The following is a 20,497-nucleotide window of genomic DNA, read 5'->3' as shown; positions in this document are numbered from 1 at the left end:
ACAAAGGTCGGACAGCGGCACGGCACCAGTCGCGCCGCCTTCCTTTCAGACGCAGGGGTCGCGGTTTGACTTGGGGAGGAATCTCCACGGGCCCTGCGGCAATCCATGAAACGCCCTGGACGCCGTAAGCGTCCAGGGCTTGTCATTGTTCTGGAGGTCGGCTCTCTCAAGCGGGTGGCACACCGCCATTGAAGGCTTCCTCGCCAAACTCACCCGCTACAGGCTCAAATGCGGCGCCTTCCGTTCGGTAGTCGATCTTCAAAAAGCCCTCAACCGCTCCGTCGCTGAAGCCAATGCGCATTCGAAGCCTTTCACCTGGACGGTCGACCTCGGTGAGATCATCAAACGATGGGACCAGGTATTAGATTCCATCCACTGGCAGTGGACCTCGTGACGAAAGTGGAGCCTGAGTTACCGAGTCGACGGTGTAAGTATCCTTCCCTATCCAGGGAGCTATGAGCTGCATCTCAGAGAGCACCGTTTCTCGGAAAACCTCGCGGCATATTTCGGCAACCTGGCGAGGCATATCGCCATGTTCGCCTCTCCGGGCGATCACGTTGAACCGACGGGAGACGCCAGCCCCAGGCAGCGGAACAATCTGCGATCGGCCAAGAGCATGACGGGCCTGCAGAAGACACAATGTCGTGGTCAGCGCCCATCCAAAGCCAGCGGACACCATGCTCAGCAGAGTATCCGAGGAGTCGAACTCGAAACGATCCGGAGGCTCAAGCCCGAGCCGACGGAGATGAACATCAACCTGGACGCCAAGTGACGAGCGACGGCTGTAGCGTATCAACGGCAAGCGATCTGAAAGCCCCCTAAGGCCATCTACGGTAAGGTCCTCATACTCTGCCGGGATGATCAGGATGAAAGGATCTCTAAACAGCTCGTGACACTCCAAGCCTTCTTCGGATGCCAGGGGATCAGTTGTAACAATGAGATCGAGCCGGCGCCCCAAGAGAGCATCCCGCAGCGCTGCATTATAACCGGCCCAAATAGTAAGGTGCTCAGCCCGACTATGAAGACGCTTTACGATTTGCGGGCCAAAGGTCGAAGCGAAGCTGTCAATGAGGCCAAGGCGTATCTTAGGCAGCGCCGTTTGGGCACTCTCGCGAACTACGGCGGAGATCTTACGTGCCTCCAATAACATATTGATAGCATACGCCTTGAAGCGGAGGCCTGCTGGAGTCACCCGAAACGGCCGTGTAGACCTATCTATCAGCACAACGCCAAGGGTTGTTTCGATCTGCTTGAGAACTTGTGAAACTGCTGACTGCGTAAGGCCAAGCTTTTTAGCCGCTGCTGTTAATGTCCCTGCTTCTGTTATTGAGACAAATACAGCAAGCGCCGAAAACTCCACGAATTGCTCACGATCCTGTTGCCCATCGCTTTGAGTCATCTGCTGCCTCTCACGGAGTGCTGTTGGCCTTATAAGCTCCGCATATGAGCCTTGTTGATCGATTGAAGCTTTCTCCCAGGCCTATCCACGGCGGGACAGGCATGTTCCCCATAGCGGAGTGTATAAACAAGGCTCTCCTTCGGAGATAGATCTAACTGATCAGTCACTGATAATATTAACGGATGCATGAATGCACCATTAGAAATATTAATAATAGACGTTTTCCGCGGCACTCGGGTTGACCGCCAAGCCTTCGAAATTCAAAAACAACAGCAGAGAGCGGAACGCAAAATACGCCAACCAAGAACGTGAAGATCCATCAGTTCTCGGCCGATTCCGCTTTCCTGCAGCCAAATAGCTCTAAGGGAGGGCAATATGCGCGCCACGATGTCACGAAGACAAATTCTTGCATCCGCACTGATCTCTGTCCTTGCGACCGCTCCCCTAGGAGCGACCCTGGCAGCCGAGGTTGAAACGAGCAAAGTATCATATGGCGGATCGAGCTGGCTTGGCCATTATCCGGTTTGGATCGGTATCAAGAAAGGCTTTTTCGAGAAGCGTGGACTCTCAGTCGACTGGAAGCTCTTCGGAACATCTTCGGCCCGAATGGGTGCGCTGGCCGCAGGCGATATTGATTTTGCCGGCACTGGTTCGATCTCTGCCCTGGCCCTTATGGCGGCAGGGTCTAAAGCATTCTACGTCGTCGCTGCACCTGAGTCTTATGCGACAGTAGAAGGGATCATCGCCACTCCTGAAATCAAGACGGTCAAGGACCTCAAGGGGAAAAAGCTCGGCGTTACATTTGCTTCGAGCTCTCACGTGCTTGTGCTTGATGTTCTTGAACAGGCAGGTCTGAACCCGAATAAAGATGTTACATTGATCAACCTTCCGGCAGGTGACACACCAAGCGCATTCAAGGCGAAACAGGTTGATGCTGTGGCCACCTGGACACCCGCGTTCAACGTCTTGCGGGCCCAGGAAAATGCACGTGTGCTTCTCGATGATCGAGAGTTCAGCCTCTACAAGCAGTATCAATTCGGCCCTGGGCCCGATGTTCTAACCGTGAGCCGTACTTTTGCGGACAAGAACCCGAAGGCAACTGCGGCATTCCTTGATGCATTCTTTGAAGCGTCAGAATTTATCACCAAGGAGCCTGCTGAGGCCGCGTCTCTCCTGCAGGATCTGACGCAGTTGCCCCCGGAAGAGCAAGCCAACGTTCTGAAGGACATTGAGTGGACTGGGCGCGCTGAGCAACAGAAGATTATGGCACGGGAAGGAGATTTCCCTAAAGGCCTTCAAGCTCTTGCCGACTTCCTGGTCCGTCACAAGCAGATCGACAAAGCCCCGAAGGTAGACAGCTGGATCAAGACGCAGGTGTTGCCATGAAAGCAGGCGCAATGACGGCAAAATACGCCCCCCCAATGGTGAGCGTTGAACGGCAACCTCGCTGGCGGCGGCTCAAGAACCCGCTAATCAGTTTGGTTTCTTTCGGGGCTCTTCTTTTGATCTGGGAGGGGGCTACGGGCCTTGGCCTGATTGAGCCGCTCTTCCTTCCTGCTCCATCCCAAATCGCTCAACGCGCCATTCAGATGGCGGAACAGGGAACACTCCTGGGCCACATCGTAGCATCCACTTGGCGCGTCACTGTCGGCTTTCTGATTGCCTCCCTCGTGGCTATCCCACTGGGTATCATCCTTGGGTTTTCGCAGACATCCAGGGCCATCTTCGACCCAATCCTATCATTTCTGCGCCCGCTGCCGTCCATGAGTTGGATCCCGCTTTCACTTCTTTGGTTCGGTATCGGTGAGTCACAAAAATACTCGATTGTCTTCATGGGCGCCTTTGCTCCGTCGCTTCTCTACGTCATCGAAGCAACGAAGAGCGTCGATCCCCTTCTCGTCAAGGCTGCGCAAAACCTTGGTGCTCGCCCCAGAGACGTGATGATCGAGGTCATTCTCCCTGGCAGCTTGCCGCAGATTCTCAGCGGCTTGAAAGTGATGTTGGGAATAGCCTGGACCTGCGTCATCTCTGCAGAATTGGTCGCTGCACGAGAGGGTCTCGGCTTCATGATTATGAACGGCAAAGAGTACTTCCAAACCGATACGGTCGTTCTCGGAATGGTGCTGATCAGCGTAACAGTGATGGCAACCGACCTCGTGTTCCGCTTCTTCGAACGGAGAATCCTGCCATGGAAAGCCTGACATCTGCTCCTGCCATTGAGCTGTCACATGTTTCCAAGCATTACGGATCTATGCAGGCACTCAAGGACGTATCACTCGCTGTTCAAGAGGGTGAATTCGTCGTCATCGTTGGTGCTTCCGGTTGCGGCAAAAGCACGATGCTCAATATGATTGCTGGATTTGATCGTCCAACAAGCGGTCGGATCCAGGTGCAGGGGCGCGAAAACACTGGCGTCAACCCCGAGTGTGGGATGGTGTTTCAGCAGTACGCCCTGTTCCCGTGGATGACTGTTGAGGACAACATCGCCTTCGGCTTGAAGATGAAGCGGATGAGCAAAGCCGAACGCCGTAACCGTGCCCAAGAGTACATTGACATGGTTGGCCTGCGCGGCTTCGAGAAATCCTATCCAAAAGCGCTTTCAGGAGGCATGCGGCAGCGTGTGGCGATTGCACGTGTCCTTGCCAACAATCCGAAGGTCATGCTTTTCGATGAGCCGTTCGCTGCACTCGATGCGATGACACGTCAGGTACTCCAAGAACAACTTGTGCGTATCTATGAGCAGCAAAGAAAAACGATCGTTTTCATTACACACTCTATCGATGAGGCGCTTCTGCTTTCCTCTCGCATCATCGTAATGTCGGCTCGTCCTGGTCAGGTTGTGCAAGATATCAACAACGATCTACCCCATCCTCGCAACGCCGATGTCCAACTTTCAGAGCGCTACTTGGAACTCAAGCGTCATATTTGGCACGCGGTTCAAGCAGAGGTCGTGCGCAGTATCGAAGCTGCTGCCTAGTCATAGCTGAAAAGATCGCTCTCTGGTGAGTGCGCCAGAGAGCGTTCACCTCTTCAATTTTCGGCCTCTACTTAACAGGCGTGAATCACACTCGCCTGCAGGAGAGCCTTTGTCTTGACGAATATGTTCCGAGAGGATCTTCATATGCGTATCAAAACCGTGCCAGTTGATGATCAGTCCTGCGGTTGGTACCAAATCTTGCCTGAGCCGCAGCCGCCGCGTGTACTGGCTGGCCACCAAAAAGCAGATTGGGTCGTGGTCGGGGGAGGCTTTGTGGGGCTAGCGTCCGCACGACGGCTGGCAGAGCTGCGCCCCAACGACCGGATCATCCTTGTTGAGGCGCTCCGCATCGGGCAGGGTTCTTCGGGCCGAAACTCTGGATTTGTCATCGATCTTCCGCATAAACGAGATCTTGAAAATCCTGATATCAATTTCAAGCGCAAAATCATCGGTTTGAACGAAGCGGCGATCCAATCCCTTGAGGAAGTGGTGACCCGCTATAGCATCGACTGCCAGTGGTCGCGAGCCGGGCGCTACCAAGCCGCCGTAGGTGCGCGGGGAATCGAATACCTCAATAAATATAAGTTGCTGCTAAAGAATATTAGCCACCCTCACACCTGGCTCGATCGAGCAGCGCTAGCCCGGGTGCTGGGAACTTCCTACTATGAGGCTGGTATCTTCATACCAACCGGTATTCTTATGCAGCCGGCAGCGCTGGTGCGTGGCTTAGGGCAAACATTGCCGCCGAACGTTGAGGTTTACGAATCTTCACCGATTGTCAGCTTCGATCGCAGTGCTGGAAAGTTCGAACTCAAAACTCCTCAGGGATCAATTGTCTGCCCGAAACTTCTACTGGGAACCAACGTCTATTCGGCGGAATTCGGTTTCCTCAAGTCACGCATGCTGCCAGTGATGACTTTCGCGAGCATCACACGGCCTCTAACCCTCCGGGAGTTCGATGCGGATGGTGGTAAAGAGAATTGGGGCCTTACACCGGCAGATCATGCCGGAACCACATTACGGTTTACCAGCGATCGACGCTTGCTGATACGGAACCAGTACCGCTTTGCCCCGGATTACGCGAGCTCAGAAAGTCGCCGAGCCGCTGTCCGCCAAAAGCACCGCGAAGGCCTCACCAACCGCTATCCGCATTTGAGAGACGTAGAATTCGAGTACACGTGGGGCGGGGTTTGCGGCCTTTCGCGGAACTATACCGCCTTTTTCGGCAAGGTTGATGACGGGATCTATACTTCCGCCTGTCATCAGAGCGTCGGCGCCGCACGGGGTACGATCTCGGGGCAACTTCTTGCGGAACTCGCGACTGGCCAGGACTCACAGCTTCTCTCAGATATGATTGCTGTTTCCGGCATGCCGGCGGCTAACCCACCAGAGCCTTTCCTCGGCGTCGGTGTTCGTACACGAATGAAGTATGAAGCATGGGTAAGCCGAAGCGAACTTTGAAATGCTTACCCATCAAGGCACTGCGCATCGCTAGAAACGAAATCTCCTGCAATGAAGAACATCATGAGCATCACCCGACTGCATCGATCCGCCCGTATGAGCCAGGTTGTCGTCCACGGAGGCACGGCATATCTCGCAGGTCAAGTCCCCGATGATTGCTCAGGAGATATAGGGGACCAGACGCAGCAGGTCCTCAGGAAGATTGATCTCCTACTGGCCGAGATCGGCATAAGCAAATCGGCTGTACTCTCCGCTCAAATATGGCTTGCAGACATCTCGGACTTCCAGGGCATGAACACAGTCTGGGATGCGTGGGTAGATCAGGAAAATCCGCCGGCTCGGGCTACCTGCCAAGCTGGGCTGGTCCGGCCGCAGGGTAAAATCGAAATTCTCATAACTGCGGCTGCGAATGTTTGACAAAGCGCGGCCGGAAGAATGCTGAAGAGTGCCTCGGCCGTTTCCGTCTCTTTCGGCTCCAAGTCACGAGATTGAAATCGTCAGGCAATGATGGCCATGAGCGATGCCCGAGATCGCAACATAATAATCAGTATAGCGGGAGGTACAAACAATGAAGATTACCAATATTCGAGTCACGCCGCTGAAAATGCCGCTGCGCAAGCCATACGTTTGGGCGCAGGGGGTGACGGAACATTTCACTGTCAATCTTGTAGAGATTGAGGACGACAGTGGGCACTGCGGGATTGGTGAATGCACAACCGCCCCCGATCCAAGAGCTCTTGCAGAGGTTCTTCGGCATCTCGGCAAGCGTCTCATCGGTCGTTCAGCCTTCGAGTGCACCGCACTTTGTCGCACCATCTTCCAGACAGAGTTCAAGGCCTACGGGGCCAACAACCCACGTTTCGCCAACCAGCTTCTTGCAGGCCTGGAGATGGCGCTTTGGGATCTCATGGGCAAATCGGCCGGGCGCCCCGTCTATGATCTATTCGGCGGATCCCACCGCGACGAAGTCGGGTATTTCTACTTTCTGCAGGGGAGCACGGTCGAGGAGCTGGCTGCTGATGCAGAACGCGCTGTTAATCTTGGCGAGCCGGTCATCTATATGAAAGTCGGGCTCGGAGAAGACTTCGATATACAAGCCACTGCCGCGGTACGCTCGATCATCGGTAACGCGTCGCTCCGCCTCGATGCCAACGAAGCCTGGGATGTTGCAACTGCAATCCGTATGATCAAGAAGCTAGAGCGGTTTGATCCTGACTTCGTCGAGCAGCCAACCGGCAGCGGATCTATTCCTGCGCTCGCGCAGGTAAGAATGGCGGTGGGCGTACCAATCGCAGCAGATCAAGCGGTATTCACGCTCAACGACGTCTATGAGGTTTGTCGCACCCAGGCAGCGGACATCATTGTTCTCGGGCCACGGGAAATTGGCGGGATACAACCAATGGTAAAAGCTGCCGCAGTTGCGGAAGCGGCCGGCATGAAGGTTTGCATTCACAGTTCCTTTACAACCGGCATCACAACTTGCGCGGAACATCAGATAGGGCGGATCCTGCCAAATCTGGATTATGGAAATCAAATCATGTGGCAGCTGATGCGAGACAACATTATCGCAGAGCCAGACCTGACTCCGCGCCAGGGAAAACTGTCACTTCCAGCCAAACCTGGACTCGGATTTGAGCTCAACCGCGAAGCTGTCGTTGAGGCTGCCGAAAGGTTTACGCACGAATAGCCGATCTATGCCAAGTCCCTAAAGGTTTGACTCACCCAGGGACACTGTCAGCGAGTGACGCCTAGCATCCTCACCCTTGGATCGCTCTCATTCTGAGCCTTGCGGGCGAAAATGGGCCGCCCATAGCGGCCCTTATCCACAGTAAATCGAGGGTCCAGGAATTTCAAACCTGATCCGCAGCCAACTGCGTTGCTCGGTCGACAGATGGCTCTCCCTAAGCGGTGACAGCCCTCATCGGCAGCAATCCGCCTAAGCCGAGGTCTGGTGGGGAACGACGAAGCGGCCTTCCTCGGCCTTGTGGAAGTACTGGCTTGCGACCAGCATGCCCTTGAAGGGACGGATCGGTGGTATGCAGCTCAGCAGCATGAACGGCAAGGTCGTGAGCAGATGCACCCACGCGGACGGCTCGTAGGCCAGTTCGATCCACACGCCGAATGCCGTCGCGGGGATGGCCATTGTCATCATGACGAAAAAGGCGGGTCCGTCCGCTGGATCGGCGAAGGAGTAGTCGAGGCCGCACGCCTCGCAGCGGGGTGCAAGGGTGAGGAAACCGTTGAACAGGCGGCCCTTGCCGCATCTGGGGCAGCGACATTTCAAGCCGTACTTGAGGATGGCGTCTTTCGCGCCAACTTTCGTGGTCATGTCTGATCCTTCATGTCTATGCGTCTGCGCGTTGTGATGGCGCGCCCCGGGAACTGCCCGATTACGATTTCAGCCAGAACCTGATGACGAGACTGATCACTCCGGTCGTGCCGACGCCGGCGGCCCAGAGGCCGACGAACCACAGCCAGCGGCGCAGGGCAGAGTTTGGTTCAGTCATGGTGTCCATCAGTGATAGCCCTCGTGTCCGGTCTTGCCGCGGAACACCCAGTACGAGTACCCGGTGTAGGCGAGGATGATCGGGATCAGCACGCTCGCACCGACCAGCATGAAGGCTAGGCTGGCATGGGGAGCCGCGGCCTCGTGGATGGTGACGGCGTTCGGCACCACGTGCGGAAACATGCTGACGCTCAACCCGAGCAGACACAGGCCGAACAGCCCCAGCGTCAGCAGGAAGGGCCAGTACTCCCAGCGGCGCACCAGGCTCACCAGCAGCGCGCCGGAGCAGAGGCCGACGAGCAGCGGCACCTGGGCCGTGAACAGGACCTGCGGCCACGCGAACCAGGAGAGCATGAGGTTTTGTGGGGCAGACTGGTAACGGGTCGGCGCTACATAGTTTCCGGCTATATGCAACAAGGCTGCGAGACACTTTCATTTGCCAAAGCGCACCCCATCCAAACCAGAGCCGCCTGATCCTTCTCCAGCGCCGGAGATTCTGCAGTTCAAGTTTTGGCTGCTCGGGATCAGTCCCATGATCTGGCGGCGGGTTCAGGTCCCGGCCAGCCTAACGCTGCGGGAGTTGCATGGCGTCTTTCAAGTAGTGATGGGTTGGGAGGGCATCCACCTGTTCCAGTTCACGCTCCGGGCCAAGCGGTTCGGCTCCCTGGAACTGGCGGCCCAGTCTCCAGATGTCCCGCTCTCGGAGCTTCGCTTTCGCAAAGGAGCCCGCTTCCGCTACGAGTACGACCTCAATGGTCCCTGGGAGCACGAGGTGCGCCTGGAGAGCCGGCATGAGGCTGATCAGGGGACGATGTATCCCATTTGTCTGGGCGGGGACGGATCCTGCCCGCCGGAGGACTGCGGCGGGGTGCCGGGTTTTCTGGACCAGCGTCAGGCCTGTATCACTCTGGAGACCAGTCATGACTTCGCCGTCTTGGCCGATTTCGCTGATAAGCTCGCTTTGAAGCGGAGCACAGGCGCCTCCATCGACGCCGAGGAAATAGATCAGATCCGGGAGGCTCTGGAATGCCTTGAGGTACGCCAAGGGTGGGTGGGCAAGCCGTTCTCCCGAAAAGAAGTCAACGAGCGGCTAAGCAAGACCGAGTATCTCGACCTCATGCATCAACAGTGGTGAAGCCGTGCGCTCCAATGGCCAGTGAAGGCGCCTGGCTCTCCGCGAGCGCACGGGAGGTTCCATGCAGGTCAGGATCATGCTTCAGATCGTTGGAGACGACGGCACCGTTGGAGACGCGGAGGAGGTCGCATCCCTGACGAAGATCACCGAGGGAGCCGAGGATCTGGGCTTGTCCTTGGCCGAGAGCAAGACCTTATTGGCAGCCGCTCAACAGCTGATCGTCGAGGCTCAAGTCAATGACTGGCTTGAGAAACACCGTCACTGCGAGATCACTGGCCAGCGGCTTCGGAGCAAAGGTAGTTACCCAATCACCTTCCGGACCCTATTTGGCGACGTCCAGTTGAAGAGCCCACGCTTCTACGTTCCCAAAGAGCGGCAGACCAACGGTCCGGCCACCATCTCGCCTCTGACGCAGTTGATCCCCGACCATGTAGCGCCGGAGCGCCTGTACCTTGAGACCCGCTGGGCCTCGCTCGTGCCCTATGCGGCAGCCGCCGGTCTCCTGGCCGATGTCTTGCCTGTGGATAGCGGCGTCAACGCAACGACGGTCCGTCAGCATGTGCTCCGCGCCGCCGAGCGGATGGAGAGTGATCTCGCTGAGCAGCGGGTCTCATTCATGGAGGGAACGGACCCTCGCGATTGGGAGGATCTGCCAATTCCTGATGGACGAATGGTCATTGGCCTCGACTGCGGCTACATCCGCGACTGGCGCGACAGAAAGAAGAATTTCGAGCTCATCGTCGGTCGGTCCATGTCCGAAGAGGGAGACGCCCGGTACATCGGCTTTGTCCACGGCTATGATCGCAAGCCGCAGCGTCGCATCATCGATCATCTCAGGCGCCAAGGCTTCCAGGCCGATCAGGATCTGACCTTTATCACAGATGGCGGGGACGAGGTCCGCTCGCTTGCCGAGCGGATCAGCCCGTGCAGCGAGCACGTCCTCGACTGGTTCCATATCACCATGCGGATCACGGTCCTGCGCCAGTTTGCTCAGGGTCTGGTGCACCATGACAAGGACGCCGGGACTGAAGTTCTCGCTGAATTGCGCCGGACCAAGTGGTTTCTCTGGCACGGCAACACCTATCGAGCCCGCGAGGCCATCGATGATCTGGTGCTCGATCTCGAAGCTCTCGACAGTTGCTATCCCAACCTGCGCAAGCTCAGGACCACTATACGGAAGTTCCAGCTCTATATCACCAGCAATGAAGCGAGCCTGATCAACTATGGCGAGCGCTACCGGTCCGGTGAGCGGATCTCCTCGGCTTTTGTTGAGGCGACGGTGAATGCCGTGATCAGCAAGCGTTTTGCCAAGAAGCAGCAGATGCAGTGGAGCCGACGTGGGGCTCATCTGCTGTTGCAGACGCGCACCAGGACCCTGGATGGCTCGCTGCGTGCCGCATTCGAGCACTGGTACCCGAGTATGGCGAACGACAATAACAGAGGCCACAAGCGGGTAGCTGCCTGATTGCCCCACAGAACCTCATGCTCTCAAAGGACAGGCCTTCGCCCTGGTCGCTTTGTCTCTTAAAGCTGTGCCCTAGGTTCAGGGCAGGGCGGAAGCCTGTTACACTGCTAATGAGAGAGACCCAACCGCATGTCTGGCCATCGCCTGTTCAGGATTGCTCCATCTCTGGCTCGCCTGATCCAGCAGGAGAGGGGAGGCGAGCGGGTGCTGGAGGGCTACTTCCCGGACCAGCCGCAGCGCAATGCCTTGGTGCAGATCGAGGAGACCCGCAGCAGCCTGATCCTCGAGGCCGGGGCTGACGAGGCATCCGAGGACTGGGCGGACCTGCCTCCGGCTCATGCGCAGGCGCTGCTCGCGATCAGCCAAGGCCAGGTTGAGTATGTGTGGACCAGACTCACCCTGGGCTCGCACGAGATCCAGGCCCTTCACTTCGTCCGGCCCGGTGCTCTGGATCTGGTTGCAGTGGCCAGTGCGCCCGAAGACGAGCAGGATTTTCAGCCGCCGCCCTGGTTCGGCTCGGAGGTCAGCGCCGATCCCGCATACGGCCGCCGGCGCATGGCTCTCGATGGCTGCCCGGACGCTCCGGAGATTGAGCTTACGGATGCGGCTCTCAACAGCCTGCTCGATCTTTTGGAGGACAGGGTGACGACGGGATCATTGCCGCAGCAAGCCGAGGAGCCGGATGCACCGGCGGCCGGAGTCCCGCTACCCGCGGATAGCCCTGTGCCGGAGACCAGGGCGGATCGGGAGATCGATGATCTTGGCACTGCCGACAGGACGGAGGTACAGCCTCCTTGTCACGGGTGCTTTGCACCCTGAACCCTGTTAGCAGCTCCTGGAAGCCTTGGTTCAGAGGGGCGCTGCGCGCAGGCCGGATCCGCCCCGCTGCCGGAGAGGGGAATGAAATGTCCGACTGTTTGCACTGTGACATCAATCAGCTGGTGCAAGAGCGCTTTGAGCGCGGCGACACCGACCTGGTTGCGATGGCCTCCTTGATGGTCGAGAGCCTTGCCGACCTGATCCTGCTCGCGCCTGAAAGCGACCGGTCTAATCTGATAGCACGTGCACTCTCAGCCTTCGGGCAGATCGTCCTGGAAAAGGGAGGCGCGCTCGACGGCGGCTCCAACGCCACACACTAAAGATCAGCAGACCGTCTCCTCCCGGTTCAGCCCAGCCCAGTTCCTCAAAACAGGGCATGTTTGCTCCGATTGGCTCCTACTCCGGGCTCGTTAGAACATCCCGATACTCATCCCTGCCGCGAGGGCGGCCCCAAGCTCTTCGCAGCGCTTCAGATCGTCTGGGCCGATGACCTTAGGGGCCAGGATCGCTTCCGGAGTCTGGGCATGGGTGCAGACGATCAGCGGATCCGCCATGGCTTTGAGCCGCCATCCCGTCGCGATGCGCTCGACCTGACGGGCCGCGTTGTGACCGTCGCTGCCGGCGCAGATCAACGTCGCGTAAGGGCGCCCGCTGAGGTGATCGAGAGCCGGATAGTAGGTGCGGTCGAAGAAGTCCTTCATCAGCCCAGCCATGGCCGCCAAGTTCTCGGGCGTGCCAAAGAGATAGCCGTCTGCTTCGAGGAGATCGGCGGCCTGAGCATCCGGCGCGGGAAGCAGGCGAACCCGCACGGTCGGCTCCAAAGCGGCTCCACGGGCAGCGGCCTCGACGATCTGACGGGTGCCTCCGGTCATCGAATGGTACACGATCAGAAGCGTTTTCGTCGGGCCTGGGTGCAGCGTGTCGTCCATCGGCCGAGATCCTGGACCTGATGGCAGGTGGTAGCAAGGGGATGATCCGGCTCGGATTGTTGGAGCTCACGGCCATCCTTAAAGCCAAGCTTGGAGGCGACGGGCACAACTTGACATTGCCGCAACTTGCCCCAATATGTCAGTTAAGTGGATTGGGGGTTGTCCCCGGTCGGCGCTGGGCCTCGGTTTACCGGGGCCTTTCGCTTTTCTGAGGGAAAACCTTTCGGTCCCACACCTTCGGCAGGATGGTGTCATAGGCCCGGTTATCCTGATCCGGACGGAGCGTCTTCAGGCCGATTGGCCGCGCAATGAGATCTGCGATCTGTAGCCCAACCGAATTCGCCTTCTTGTCGGCGAAGAGGATCTCAAAGCCTTCGATCGGGCCACGGCTGAGTGGGTTTGCACCTGTCGCAATACGGCGGAACTCAAGTTCAAGCTCTCGATCCTCCTTGCCCCCACTGCCGCCCCTTGCTTCGCAGACGATGTGGGTCAGCCCGTCTGTATCCTTTGCGATGTCATCCAGGTACTCCCGTGCCCGTTCCATGCAAAACAGGAGCGCCAATTCGTAGGGACTCTTGGGGTCGGTATAGCGCCGGGCCAGTTCGTCCTTCTGGATCACGGACGCGACAACGACCATCGGGCATTCCTCGATGATCTGCGTCAGCTCCCTCATGAAGCGCCATTTCTTGTCCTTGTTCCCGAGAAACACGAACGGGGCTTCAGCTCGCCGGATCTCGTGCTCGTGTAGGATTGCGCAGTCATGCCCGAACCACCGGAACTTGAACTCCTGAACGGCAGGAACAAGCCAGTGAATGTAATCGTCTTTGCGAATGATGCAGAAGGCGAGGGCAAAGATCGGATACTGAGGATCGATCGACTTGAGCGAGTGATCACCACTCTCGTCAACGAAGATGATGTGGTCGGAGAAGAGCAAGATCGCCTCAGTTGAAGATTTTGCAGTGAGCAGAAACCAGAGTATCAGGAAGGATCAGACTGATCCGATTAAATTTGCCGCAGCTGGAGTGTTGATAGCGGGTCGTATCAGGATGACCTTCCAAGCTCCAGCTCCTCCCACACGAAAGTCCCTATCCCGCTCCTCAGCTTTCTACTCCTCATTCAACGGATGGAGGTCTCGCACCATCTGGTGCAGGCGGGAGGTATCGAGATGGGTGTAGATCTGGGTGGTCTCGATGCCGGCATGGCCGAGAAGCTCTTGCAACACTCTCAGATCAACGCCTCCTGAATGCATGTGGGTGGCAAAGGCATGCCGCAACACGTGCGGTGACACCCGCTCGGGGCTGGGAAGTCCTGCCACGACAGCGGCCTCCTTGATCTCCAGCAGGGCGGCCTGCCGGGCCAAAGCCTTGGTGCCGTTTCGGACCGAGTGGAACAGCCAAGGGGAGGGCGATCCGCCCGAATAAGCGGCGGCCAGCTTCTGCCAGTGGGCGATGGCCTCGCTGGCCCGGTCATGCAGCGGCACCAGACGCTGTTTGTCACCCTTACCGCGGACCAGCAGCATGCGGGTGCCAGCAGGCGCCGCATCGGAGGGAAGCGCCAGAGCCTCGCTGATGCGCATGCCCGAGGCATAGAGCGTCTCGAACAGGGCGGCGCGGCGGGCATAGCCGGCCTGGCGGTAGAGACCGACCGAGGGATCCGTCGCGAGCTTGTGGGCACTCTCCAGGAGAGCTTCGGTCTCGGCAACCGAGAGGACGAACGGAAGCTTCCTCGGCCGCCGCATGGCGGACATGGTGGAGGTCGGGTCGCGGGATCCAAGTTCCTCGGCGATCAGGAAGCGGTGCAGACCGCGCACGACCGTGATCCGTCGGGCGATGGTCGATCCGGCATATCCGCGCTGATCGAGATCAGCGATGTAGTCCCGGACCTGCTCCAGGCCGACCTCGTCTAGGCCAAGGCTCTTTTCCTCGAGCCAGACAAGGTAGCAGTTGAGATCGTCGGTGTAGGTGTCGATGGTGCCGGCTGCGGCACCGAGTTCTGTCGCAAGGGCATCGAGCCACAGCTGGGCCAGCCGATGGTTGGTCCTCATGAGATCCTCCTGTGAAAGGACCCTGCCACAGCATAAGCTTCGTCTGGGCTGATCCCCTTCTTTCGCGCCATGCGACGGATATACCGTCGTTGGCCTCGGGTAGGGGCACCCACACCAGTACCGTTGTGGCCCTGCCTGCTGGTTTCAGCCTGCAGCAACAAAACGAATGGCAACAATAAGGCCAATGATCATCCAAACTGTCATGGTCTCTCCGGCTCAGCAGCTTACCGCCACTTCAGCGACCCTTCTCGAGCTAAATTCTACGCCGATTGCCAACCGACTTAGTGGAGAAGCCCATTGCCTTTGCAATTGCTGAATCCGTTTCCCCAGCTGCGAAGCGCTTGTACATTTCGTCTCTGCCCGCATCAGACAACAGGCCGCCTGGGGAGGCGCGATACGGCCCATCAAGTATGAGCTGATGATCTATTTTCTGTGACGCAGCCATGGTGATGGGCCCTGCAAACTGCTCGATTCCAGTTGAATGAGCAAAATTACAATTTAGAGGCAGAGCTGCCTAGCTAGGCTGGATGGCCTAGTTCGCAAAATTAGCTCCCAGGTCCAAAGCGAAGTCCGATTTCTAAACTGTGTCGCTGGTAGAGACCCGCGCTGCCCCTACCAACCCGCGACAGCCAGCCCGTTCACTCATGCGTCTCCTTGGCGAGTAGCCACGTCCTCCGGGTTGGCTTCCGCCAAGTGCCGCTGACCCAAATTGGAGCCATGTCCGACAACTGGACGTGACCGTTATCTGTGGGAGCGTATGTCAGTATCCTGATCGGGCCGTGGGCGTCGCTGATTGCCTGGATCGTTTGGTTGTCTGCCGTTCTCGCCAGATGATGGCCTATCAGAACGCCGCGAACGCGCTTCTTGCACGACGGGAAGATGGCGGCGTGGGTTCTCAGGTATCTGTCCATCTGCTGGAGGGCTTTCCAGGTGATGCCCTTCTTCTTGAGTTCCAGCACGTAGATCGTGGATCGCGTCGTCGCCACGATGTCCGGGATGTCCTGAAGGTAGAAATCGGGCCTGAAGTATGTCCGCCAGTCGGGCCAAGGATCGACACTCACGATCGTCCCAAAGATATCACGGAACTGCTTTCCATGAAGCCCCGCGACCACCCTACGCTGTAGGTCGTTCTCTGGTATATACATCGCTTCCCATTGTCCCGGCGCACGAATACAGACATAGCGGGCCCGCGGCGGTGTTCGACTCACCCGAAATTGGCAATCCGGATTCGAATGGCCTGCCCGGTGACGGCTGCCGTTAAAACCTTCCGATGGGGAGGAGAGGGAGCGCGTCTCCCGATTAGCGCTGGCTAACGGAAGCGTTTGGGAACGGCTATACTGGCGATAGCCTCCTGCCAAGACGCACCACGTTTCCACGCTTCCGCATAGGGATCAGAACAAGAGTTGTTCCCATTGACACGATTAGATAAAACGGAACGGCAACCTTTCCGATCAGGCTTCCGGACTGCCCATTCAACGTGAAGCAAGATGCTACTCACGCCAATCCGGTACCAAATTGAACCTGTTGCATGTCCCCACTTTCTCGAGCCAATCCTGATAGTGGCGCTCCCTCACGGACGACGTTTCGGGGAGCAGTATGCTCTCCCATTAGGTGCTCGGCCCTGATTGACGGTTCAAGCACCAAGATCCAAGCTGTATGCAGCCATTGCGGGGACTGTTCCGTCAATTTACCAGCCCATGTTCTTGCTACGTACTGCGTTACCGTGTGTTTGGGAGCAATTCTTGTTCCAGCCCCAAAAAGACCCGAACAGTGCTAAATCGACTGTGGCTGGAACCACGTCCGGACTTGGTCGAGTTCGCAGATCGCGGTGTGCAAATCTACCGAGAGGCGCCGGAAACTTCCATCTCCGCCCTCACATGGGGCATGGCGCTCGCTACCTATCCCTTCTTCGGGAAGGTGGCCGAGATTGTCGGTAGGCTAACAGCGCTACAGGGCGACTGCACATCTGCGGAGGTTCACAGACGGATGGCCGAGATCTACGGGGAACGTGAGGGAGCTCGTCGTATGACGAACATGATTCTCCAGTCTCAGGCCAATTGGGGCGCCATCGATCGAGTGGACAAGGGCAAGCGGATAGTCCGTAAGAGGGCGATTGATCTGCACGGATCGTCAGTTGCTGCATGGCTGGCCGAAGCATGCTTGAGATATGCTGACCGCACTCTTCCCGTAGCGAGTCTTGATTCAAACCCCATCATTTACCCCTTCGTGCTTGGAAGCTCGACCCCATACCTCCTATCGAGGTCCCGTGCCCTTGAGATGCGTGTCGACAGCGCAGGTAATCAGATTGTCAGCCTGACGAATTGACAGAGCTGGCAAATGACCGAGTTGGCTTGTCGGAAATCATACGACGGTGGCGGTCTAACTACGCATTGCTGAAAGCGGGGAAACAGCGATGACGTCGTCAACTTGCCGCTTTTTCTCTGCCACAAAAGCCTCTTGCCCATCCATGCCTTGGGCTCGTGCAATAGCTTGAAAGACGTAGCGGGCCTGCGCCATCGTCAGAGAAGCGAAGTGTGACACGATATACGGATCAACGGCATCCTTCTTATTTGCCATTCTAATAAGAACATCCCTACAATTCTTAGCGTCTCTCGCTGGACGAGAGTCGGTTGCAGACACGAGAGGGCCCATCTGAATAATTGATCCATCGTCCGGCAGGTTGATTTTTTTCTGAACGTCTGAGACTGCCTGAGTGAAGCTGGGTTCATTCGCTATTTCCGCCGCCCGTTCCGCCGCAAACAGCGCTATCCGGAGTATTGTTTTCCGGTCTGCTCTTGGTATTCGCAGGGCAAGCTCAATCGCTTTGCAAGGATCGAATGCCTTTGCCACGCCTCCTATGCTAACCTGTGTTGAATACTCATCGGGACCCATAAACCCGGAAGTCAGCTCGGCGTAGTTCTTCCTGAAGCTCCTGGTGAGGTCGCCAAAGGAGTCGTGCTTCGGCGCGAGGTCTTGGACCTCCCGTAAGGTGACATACAACGGTGCAGGCTGGAAATTGCGCTGCTTTTCGACCCGGATTACCCCCGCTCCGTTGCAAGAGAAGCACCTACCACCCTCTATGTGCTTATAGTGGCGTAGGATTCCGGCACCGTTACATCTGGAGCAGGTATCTTGCTCCAATTCCGGTCTACCGGTGGGGCTTGGATTGGCGGACGCTTTATCTGTTTGCCGCGAGCTACTGCGCTCCCTTGCGGCTGCGCGTGAGAACCCTTCAATAATCGAGACAGCGTCTGCCCCTGCTCCGAATGTTCGTTCAAAGTCACCCATTTTAATCCACTTGTAACTCCGAAATCACGATACTTCACGTTACGGGCTGGCGCTGGGAAAGCTGAGAACAAACGCTATCCCGGAACATATCAGAGCGCCGAGCGTAGCAAAATAGGCAGTTTTCAGAAGCATCACTGGCGAGATGGCTGGTTCAACCGTCCACCATTGGACCATCCTACTCAACAAGGCTACTCAGGTTCCGTAAAGGCAACTTTCCGAAATTCGCTTTATGTCCCCGGAACGTCCGCAAGTGGCATGAGGCTGCCGTTCGTCCAACTTCCGTTATGGCTTGGAGTTGGGCATCGCGGGTCGGGTACCAAGTGTTAGATTTTAACCATTAGCTGGAACGGTCGAGGCGTGGGTGGAGCGCGAAAAGCGGATCCTGGGCCCCGGGGCCGGCGTTTTCGTGCCGCCCAGGGTGGTGCATGGCGCCTTCAATACGGGTAAAGACGAGGCCAGGGTTCTGCCGATCCTTGGTCCGTCGGCGACTTGGGGTTGAGATCGTCGATGTGTCCGGCGAGGCCCCCTGGAACACGCTGAGAGCCAACGGAGCCTAAAAACAACCGCATTCCATAGGTGGCCGCGACGTACTAATTTACAGTTGAAGCCACCTCACGCTTCGACCTTAAGGTTCCATAATCTTTGTTATGCGAAACATTATAACAGACAAAACCAGCTTGTTTTAGAGACCTTAGCAACAGGAGCAAGCTAACCTACCCCCCCCGTCGCTCATCATCCGAGCCTGAGAAATTTCTCGGCCGCATCCAACTTAGCGAGTTCCGCAAGGCACTGGAACGTACTTGCGGACTTGCAGTTTACACCTTAGTTTATGCAGTATTGCAGGGAGAGTAGCATGAGCGGAGCTGTTCAGGCTGTTGCCGAGAGGATGCCCGTTGACAGACAGCGGCTGGCGCTTGAGGGCTTCTTCAGCATCATGGAGCATTGGGGTGTCGACAACACCATCGCTCGTAGGCTTCTCGGCTCACCTGCCGAACGAACCTTCTATGAGTGGAAAAGAGGCAAGGTCGGGCGCTTGCCCGAAGATACACTGCGCCGGATCGGCTACATCGCTGGTATCTGGAAGGCCCTTCAGATCGTGTACTCGCAACCTGATCTCGCAGACAGCTGGGTCAAGCGGCCGAATGCCTTCTTCGGAGGCCAGACCCCGCTCGAGCGCATGGCCGCCGGTGATGTGACCGATCTTGCCGCCGTCCGCACCTACATCGATGCTGCCCGTGCTCCCTGGTCTTGAGATCGCCGAGGCCCACGTCGATTGGGCACAGGCGTGGCGCATCATTGCCTCGCGCTTTCCACCAATCCATCTGTTCGAGCGCGTTTCGCCCAATCCCGCAGTATGGGAGGCACTGATCGAACTCGAGGAGCTCACGAATCCTCGCGTGCGGGATCAGGTTGGTCAGATCAGCCTGGTGCCACCGGAGCGGCGCATCAGTGGCGTCAATGCCTCATGGGTGATGGCGTCCTTCACCCATGTGAACCCAAAGGGTTCGCGCTTCTCCGATGGTACGTATGGGGTGTATTACGCAGCAGACAGCCTTCAGACGGCAATCGCCGAGACGGTGCATCACTTCGCAGCGTTTGCACGGGATGCAAATGATCCGCCACGACGAGAAGACATGAGGGTGCTGGTCGGCACCATCTCAAGCAGCTTTCATGACGTTGAAACCCTCTTGCCGCAGGCGCACCGTGCTGCGGTAATGGATCCAAGATCTTATGGAGCCAGCCAAGCCCTTGCCCGCTCCCTACGCGAGCAGCAAAGCAATGGTTTGCTTTATCGAAGCGTGCGATATCAGCAAGGCCACTGCGTGGTTGCTTTCTGGCCGGACGTGGTTGGGATCCCGCGCCAAGAGCGTCATCTTCAGTACGAATGGAGTGGCCAATCCGTGACGCGCTACTTCGACTACAGCCTTAGTGAGTGGCTTCCATTGCCGACAGACGCGTAATGAAGAAGCCCCCTGCCCCACTCCCACTTGAGTGCCATCACTGCGTCTGCAACTCATGCCAGTTCTGCGTGTGCGGCGCCGTCTGGCGCTCAGCCCGACTTACATCCAGCGTTCCGTCATCGGCCCTGCTGACTCGCCTTTAGGCGAGACTCGATCCACTCCTGTGCCCTAAGCATCAGCGTGTCCCAGTCCACCGCGGGCAGGATGCCGGACACCGATCGAGACCATTGGTGACGCCCGTCCACCCGAGCGCGGTTTGCTGGAGATGGATTACGCATCCGTGGATCTCGAGCATTCAGGAGCGGAAGTCTCACGGTCTACGCGACGATGATGCTGATCCGTCTCGGCGCTTCAGCGGGAGGGGCTGACCTAAGGCACTTGAGCCACGTTTAACTGCCTCTATCAAGCCCTGGCGCTCGTCACCGCAGGAGGCCAACAACAGGCTCAAATTCGGCAAGTCCTCGCTCAAAGTATTCACAAAGCACAATAGGGTACCAGAAAAAATTATCTGCC

At 57.5% G+C, this 20,497-nt stretch carries 20 protein-coding genes and 2 pseudogenes; 14 read left to right on the top strand and 8 right to left on the bottom strand.

From position 1 onward, the window contains the following. Positions 1–184 precede the first annotated feature (184 nt). Positions 185–394 (top strand): annotated as a pseudogene (locus tag GR328_RS27110) (IS630 family transposase); the annotation flags it as partial. Here the strand turns inward: GR328_RS27110 and GR328_RS03185 are convergent. Further along, the gene (locus GR328_RS03185; protein WP_160883091.1) at positions 362–1,399 is read right to left on the bottom strand and encodes a LysR family transcriptional regulator; all 1,038 of its coding nucleotides are present in this window, start codon (positions 1,397–1,399) and stop codon (positions 362–364) included. The pseudogene GR328_RS27110 and the gene GR328_RS03185 overlap by 33 nt on opposite strands. A 375-nt stretch (positions 1,400–1,774) precedes the next feature. On the opposite strand from GR328_RS03185, the gene GR328_RS03180 reads away from it, so the two are divergent. The 6 genes from GR328_RS03180 to GR328_RS03155 all read left to right on the top strand — a co-directional run bounded on the left by GR328_RS03180 (position 1,775) and on the right by GR328_RS03155 (position 7,524). Continuing rightward, positions 1,775–2,785 carry an ABC transporter substrate-binding protein gene (locus GR328_RS03180; protein ID WP_160883090.1) on the top strand — a complete coding sequence of 337 codons (1,011 nt, stop codon included), beginning with the start codon at positions 1,775–1,777 and terminating at the stop codon, positions 2,783–2,785. Continuing rightward, positions 2,782–3,600, top strand: coding sequence for an ABC transporter permease (locus tag GR328_RS03175; protein WP_246215653.1), 819 nt, complete (start codon positions 2,782–2,784; stop codon positions 3,598–3,600). Before GR328_RS03180 ends, GR328_RS03175 begins: the two co-directional genes overlap by 4 nt. Beyond that, positions 3,588–4,376, top strand: a complete 789-nt coding sequence (locus GR328_RS03170) for an ABC transporter ATP-binding protein (protein WP_160883089.1) — start codon at positions 3,588–3,590, stop codon at positions 4,374–4,376. Before GR328_RS03175 ends, GR328_RS03170 begins: the two co-directional genes overlap by 13 nt. 144 nt (positions 4,377–4,520) lie before the next feature. Further along, a complete protein-coding gene (locus GR328_RS03165; protein ID WP_205789711.1) occupies positions 4,521–5,837 on the top strand; it encodes an NAD(P)/FAD-dependent oxidoreductase in 1,317 nt (438 codons plus the stop codon). Between the two features lie 63 nt (positions 5,838–5,900). After that, a complete protein-coding gene (locus GR328_RS03160; protein ID WP_160883386.1) occupies positions 5,901–6,254 on the top strand; it encodes a RidA family protein in 354 nt (117 codons plus the stop codon). Between the two features lie 151 nt (positions 6,255–6,405). After that, positions 6,406–7,524, top strand: coding sequence for a mandelate racemase/muconate lactonizing enzyme family protein (locus GR328_RS03155; protein ID WP_160883088.1), 1,119 nt, complete (start codon positions 6,406–6,408; stop codon positions 7,522–7,524). A 249-nt stretch (positions 7,525–7,773) separates the two neighbouring features. Here GR328_RS03155 and GR328_RS03150 read toward each other — a convergent pair whose 3' ends face one another. Together GR328_RS03150 and GR328_RS03145 are read right to left on the bottom strand one after the other, a co-directional pair. Beyond that, on the bottom strand, positions 7,774–8,166 hold the full coding sequence (locus GR328_RS03150) for a DUF983 domain-containing protein (RefSeq protein ID WP_160883087.1): 393 nt from the start codon (positions 8,164–8,166) through the stop codon (positions 7,774–7,776). A gap of 186 nt (positions 8,167–8,352) precedes the next feature. Further along, the gene (locus GR328_RS03145; RefSeq protein ID WP_343039263.1) at positions 8,353–8,760 is read right to left on the bottom strand and encodes a cytochrome d ubiquinol oxidase subunit II; all 408 of its coding nucleotides are present in this window, start codon (positions 8,758–8,760) and stop codon (positions 8,353–8,355) included. Between the two features lie 19 nt (positions 8,761–8,779). Between GR328_RS03145 and GR328_RS03140 the strand changes: the two genes are divergently transcribed. The 4 genes from GR328_RS03140 (at position 8,780) to GR328_RS03125 (ending at position 12,082) form a co-directional block, all read left to right on the top strand. Beyond that, positions 8,780–9,478 carry a plasmid pRiA4b ORF-3 family protein gene (locus tag GR328_RS03140; RefSeq protein WP_281351898.1) on the top strand — a complete coding sequence of 233 codons (699 nt, stop codon included), beginning with the start codon at positions 8,780–8,782 and terminating at the stop codon, positions 9,476–9,478. A gap of 61 nt (positions 9,479–9,539) precedes the next feature. Further along, a complete protein-coding gene (locus tag GR328_RS03135; RefSeq protein WP_160883085.1) occupies positions 9,540–10,943 on the top strand; it encodes an ISKra4 family transposase in 1,404 nt (467 codons plus the stop codon). 129 nt (positions 10,944–11,072) lie between these two features. Next, complete coding sequence (locus tag GR328_RS03130; RefSeq protein WP_160883084.1) at positions 11,073–11,762, top strand: CYTH domain-containing protein; 690 nt, start codon at positions 11,073–11,075, stop codon at positions 11,760–11,762. An 86-nt stretch (positions 11,763–11,848) separates the two neighbouring features. Further along, complete coding sequence (locus tag GR328_RS03125) at positions 11,849–12,082, top strand: hypothetical protein (RefSeq protein ID WP_160883083.1); 234 nt, start codon at positions 11,849–11,851, stop codon at positions 12,080–12,082. A gap of 90 nt (positions 12,083–12,172) precedes the next feature. On the opposite strand, the gene GR328_RS03120 is transcribed toward GR328_RS03125, so the two are convergent. From GR328_RS03120 to GR328_RS03100, 5 genes are all read right to left on the bottom strand, one after another. After that, positions 12,173–12,691 (bottom strand): flavodoxin family protein, encoded by a 519-nt coding sequence (locus GR328_RS03120; protein WP_160883082.1) that lies wholly within the window; start codon positions 12,689–12,691, stop codon positions 12,173–12,175. Positions 12,692–12,878: 187 nt separating this feature from the next. Continuing rightward, positions 12,879–13,625 (bottom strand): DUF3800 domain-containing protein, encoded by a 747-nt coding sequence (locus GR328_RS03115; RefSeq protein WP_160883081.1) that lies wholly within the window; start codon positions 13,623–13,625, stop codon positions 12,879–12,881. A gap of 171 nt (positions 13,626–13,796) precedes the next feature. Continuing rightward, positions 13,797–14,735: a tyrosine recombinase gene (locus tag GR328_RS03110; protein WP_160883080.1), complete on the bottom strand. Its 939-nt coding sequence runs from the start codon at positions 14,733–14,735 to the stop codon at positions 13,797–13,799. A 638-nt stretch (positions 14,736–15,373) separates the two neighbouring features. After that, a complete protein-coding gene (locus GR328_RS03105) occupies positions 15,374–15,796 on the bottom strand; it encodes a hypothetical protein (RefSeq protein WP_160883079.1) in 423 nt (140 codons plus the stop codon). A 1,318-nt stretch (positions 15,797–17,114) separates the two neighbouring features. Further along, positions 17,115–17,585, bottom strand: coding sequence for a hypothetical protein (locus GR328_RS03100; protein WP_160883078.1), 471 nt, complete (start codon positions 17,583–17,585; stop codon positions 17,115–17,117). A 787-nt stretch (positions 17,586–18,372) separates the two neighbouring features. Between GR328_RS03100 and GR328_RS28485 the strand changes: the two are divergent. The 3 genes and pseudogenes from GR328_RS28485 to GR328_RS03085 all read left to right on the top strand — a co-directional run. Continuing rightward, a pseudogene (locus GR328_RS28485) lies at positions 18,373–18,522 on the top strand (cupin domain-containing protein); the annotation flags it as partial. A 354-nt stretch (positions 18,523–18,876) separates the two neighbouring features. Next, positions 18,877–19,275: an MbcA/ParS/Xre antitoxin family protein gene (locus tag GR328_RS03090; RefSeq protein ID WP_160883076.1), complete on the top strand. Its 399-nt coding sequence runs from the start codon at positions 18,877–18,879 to the stop codon at positions 19,273–19,275. Then, positions 19,259–19,984: an RES family NAD+ phosphorylase gene (locus GR328_RS03085; RefSeq protein ID WP_343039262.1), complete on the top strand. Its 726-nt coding sequence runs from the start codon at positions 19,259–19,261 to the stop codon at positions 19,982–19,984. The genes GR328_RS03090 and GR328_RS03085 overlap by 17 nt, the downstream gene beginning before the upstream one ends. Positions 19,985–20,497: the final 513 nt, after the last annotated feature.

The sequence above is a fragment of the Microvirga makkahensis genome, from assembly GCF_009830105.1.
In the GTDB taxonomy this organism is placed as follows: domain Bacteria; phylum Pseudomonadota; class Alphaproteobacteria; order Rhizobiales; family Beijerinckiaceae; genus Microvirga; species Microvirga makkahensis.
Note: the sequence above shows the minus strand (reverse complement) of the source record. Positions and strands in the feature narration are given on the sequence as shown.

Coding starts and splice junctions, on each gene's coding strand:
- GR328_RS03110 (WP_160883080.1), bottom strand. CDS start 14,735: ATGAGGACCAACCATCGGCTGGCCCAGCTGTGGCTCGATGCCCTTGCG.
- GR328_RS03150 (WP_160883087.1), bottom strand. CDS start 8,166: ATGACCACGAAAGTTGGCGCGAAAGACGCCATCCTCAAGTACGGCTTG.
- GR328_RS03155 (WP_160883088.1), top strand. CDS start 6,406: ATGAAGATTACCAATATTCGAGTCACGCCGCTGAAAATGCCGCTGCGC.
- GR328_RS03185 (WP_160883091.1), bottom strand. CDS start 1,399: ATGACTCAAAGCGATGGGCAACAGGATCGTGAGCAATTCGTGGAGTTT.
- GR328_RS03170 (WP_160883089.1), top strand. CDS start 3,588: ATGGAAAGCCTGACATCTGCTCCTGCCATTGAGCTGTCACATGTTTCC.
- GR328_RS03165 (WP_205789711.1), top strand. CDS start 4,521: ATGCGTATCAAAACCGTGCCAGTTGATGATCAGTCCTGCGGTTGGTAC.
- GR328_RS03180 (WP_160883090.1), top strand. CDS start 1,775: ATGCGCGCCACGATGTCACGAAGACAAATTCTTGCATCCGCACTGATC.
- GR328_RS03120 (WP_160883082.1), bottom strand. CDS start 12,691: ATGGACGACACGCTGCACCCAGGCCCGACGAAAACGCTTCTGATCGTG.
- GR328_RS03135 (WP_160883085.1), top strand. CDS start 9,540: ATGCAGGTCAGGATCATGCTTCAGATCGTTGGAGACGACGGCACCGTT.
- GR328_RS03130 (WP_160883084.1), top strand. CDS start 11,073: ATGTCTGGCCATCGCCTGTTCAGGATTGCTCCATCTCTGGCTCGCCTG.
- GR328_RS03175 (WP_246215653.1), top strand. CDS start 2,782: ATGAAAGCAGGCGCAATGACGGCAAAATACGCCCCCCCAATGGTGAGC.
- GR328_RS03090 (WP_160883076.1), top strand. CDS start 18,877: ATGAGCGGAGCTGTTCAGGCTGTTGCCGAGAGGATGCCCGTTGACAGA.
- GR328_RS03125 (WP_160883083.1), top strand. CDS start 11,849: ATGTCCGACTGTTTGCACTGTGACATCAATCAGCTGGTGCAAGAGCGC.
- GR328_RS03160 (WP_160883386.1), top strand. CDS start 5,901: ATGAGCATCACCCGACTGCATCGATCCGCCCGTATGAGCCAGGTTGTC.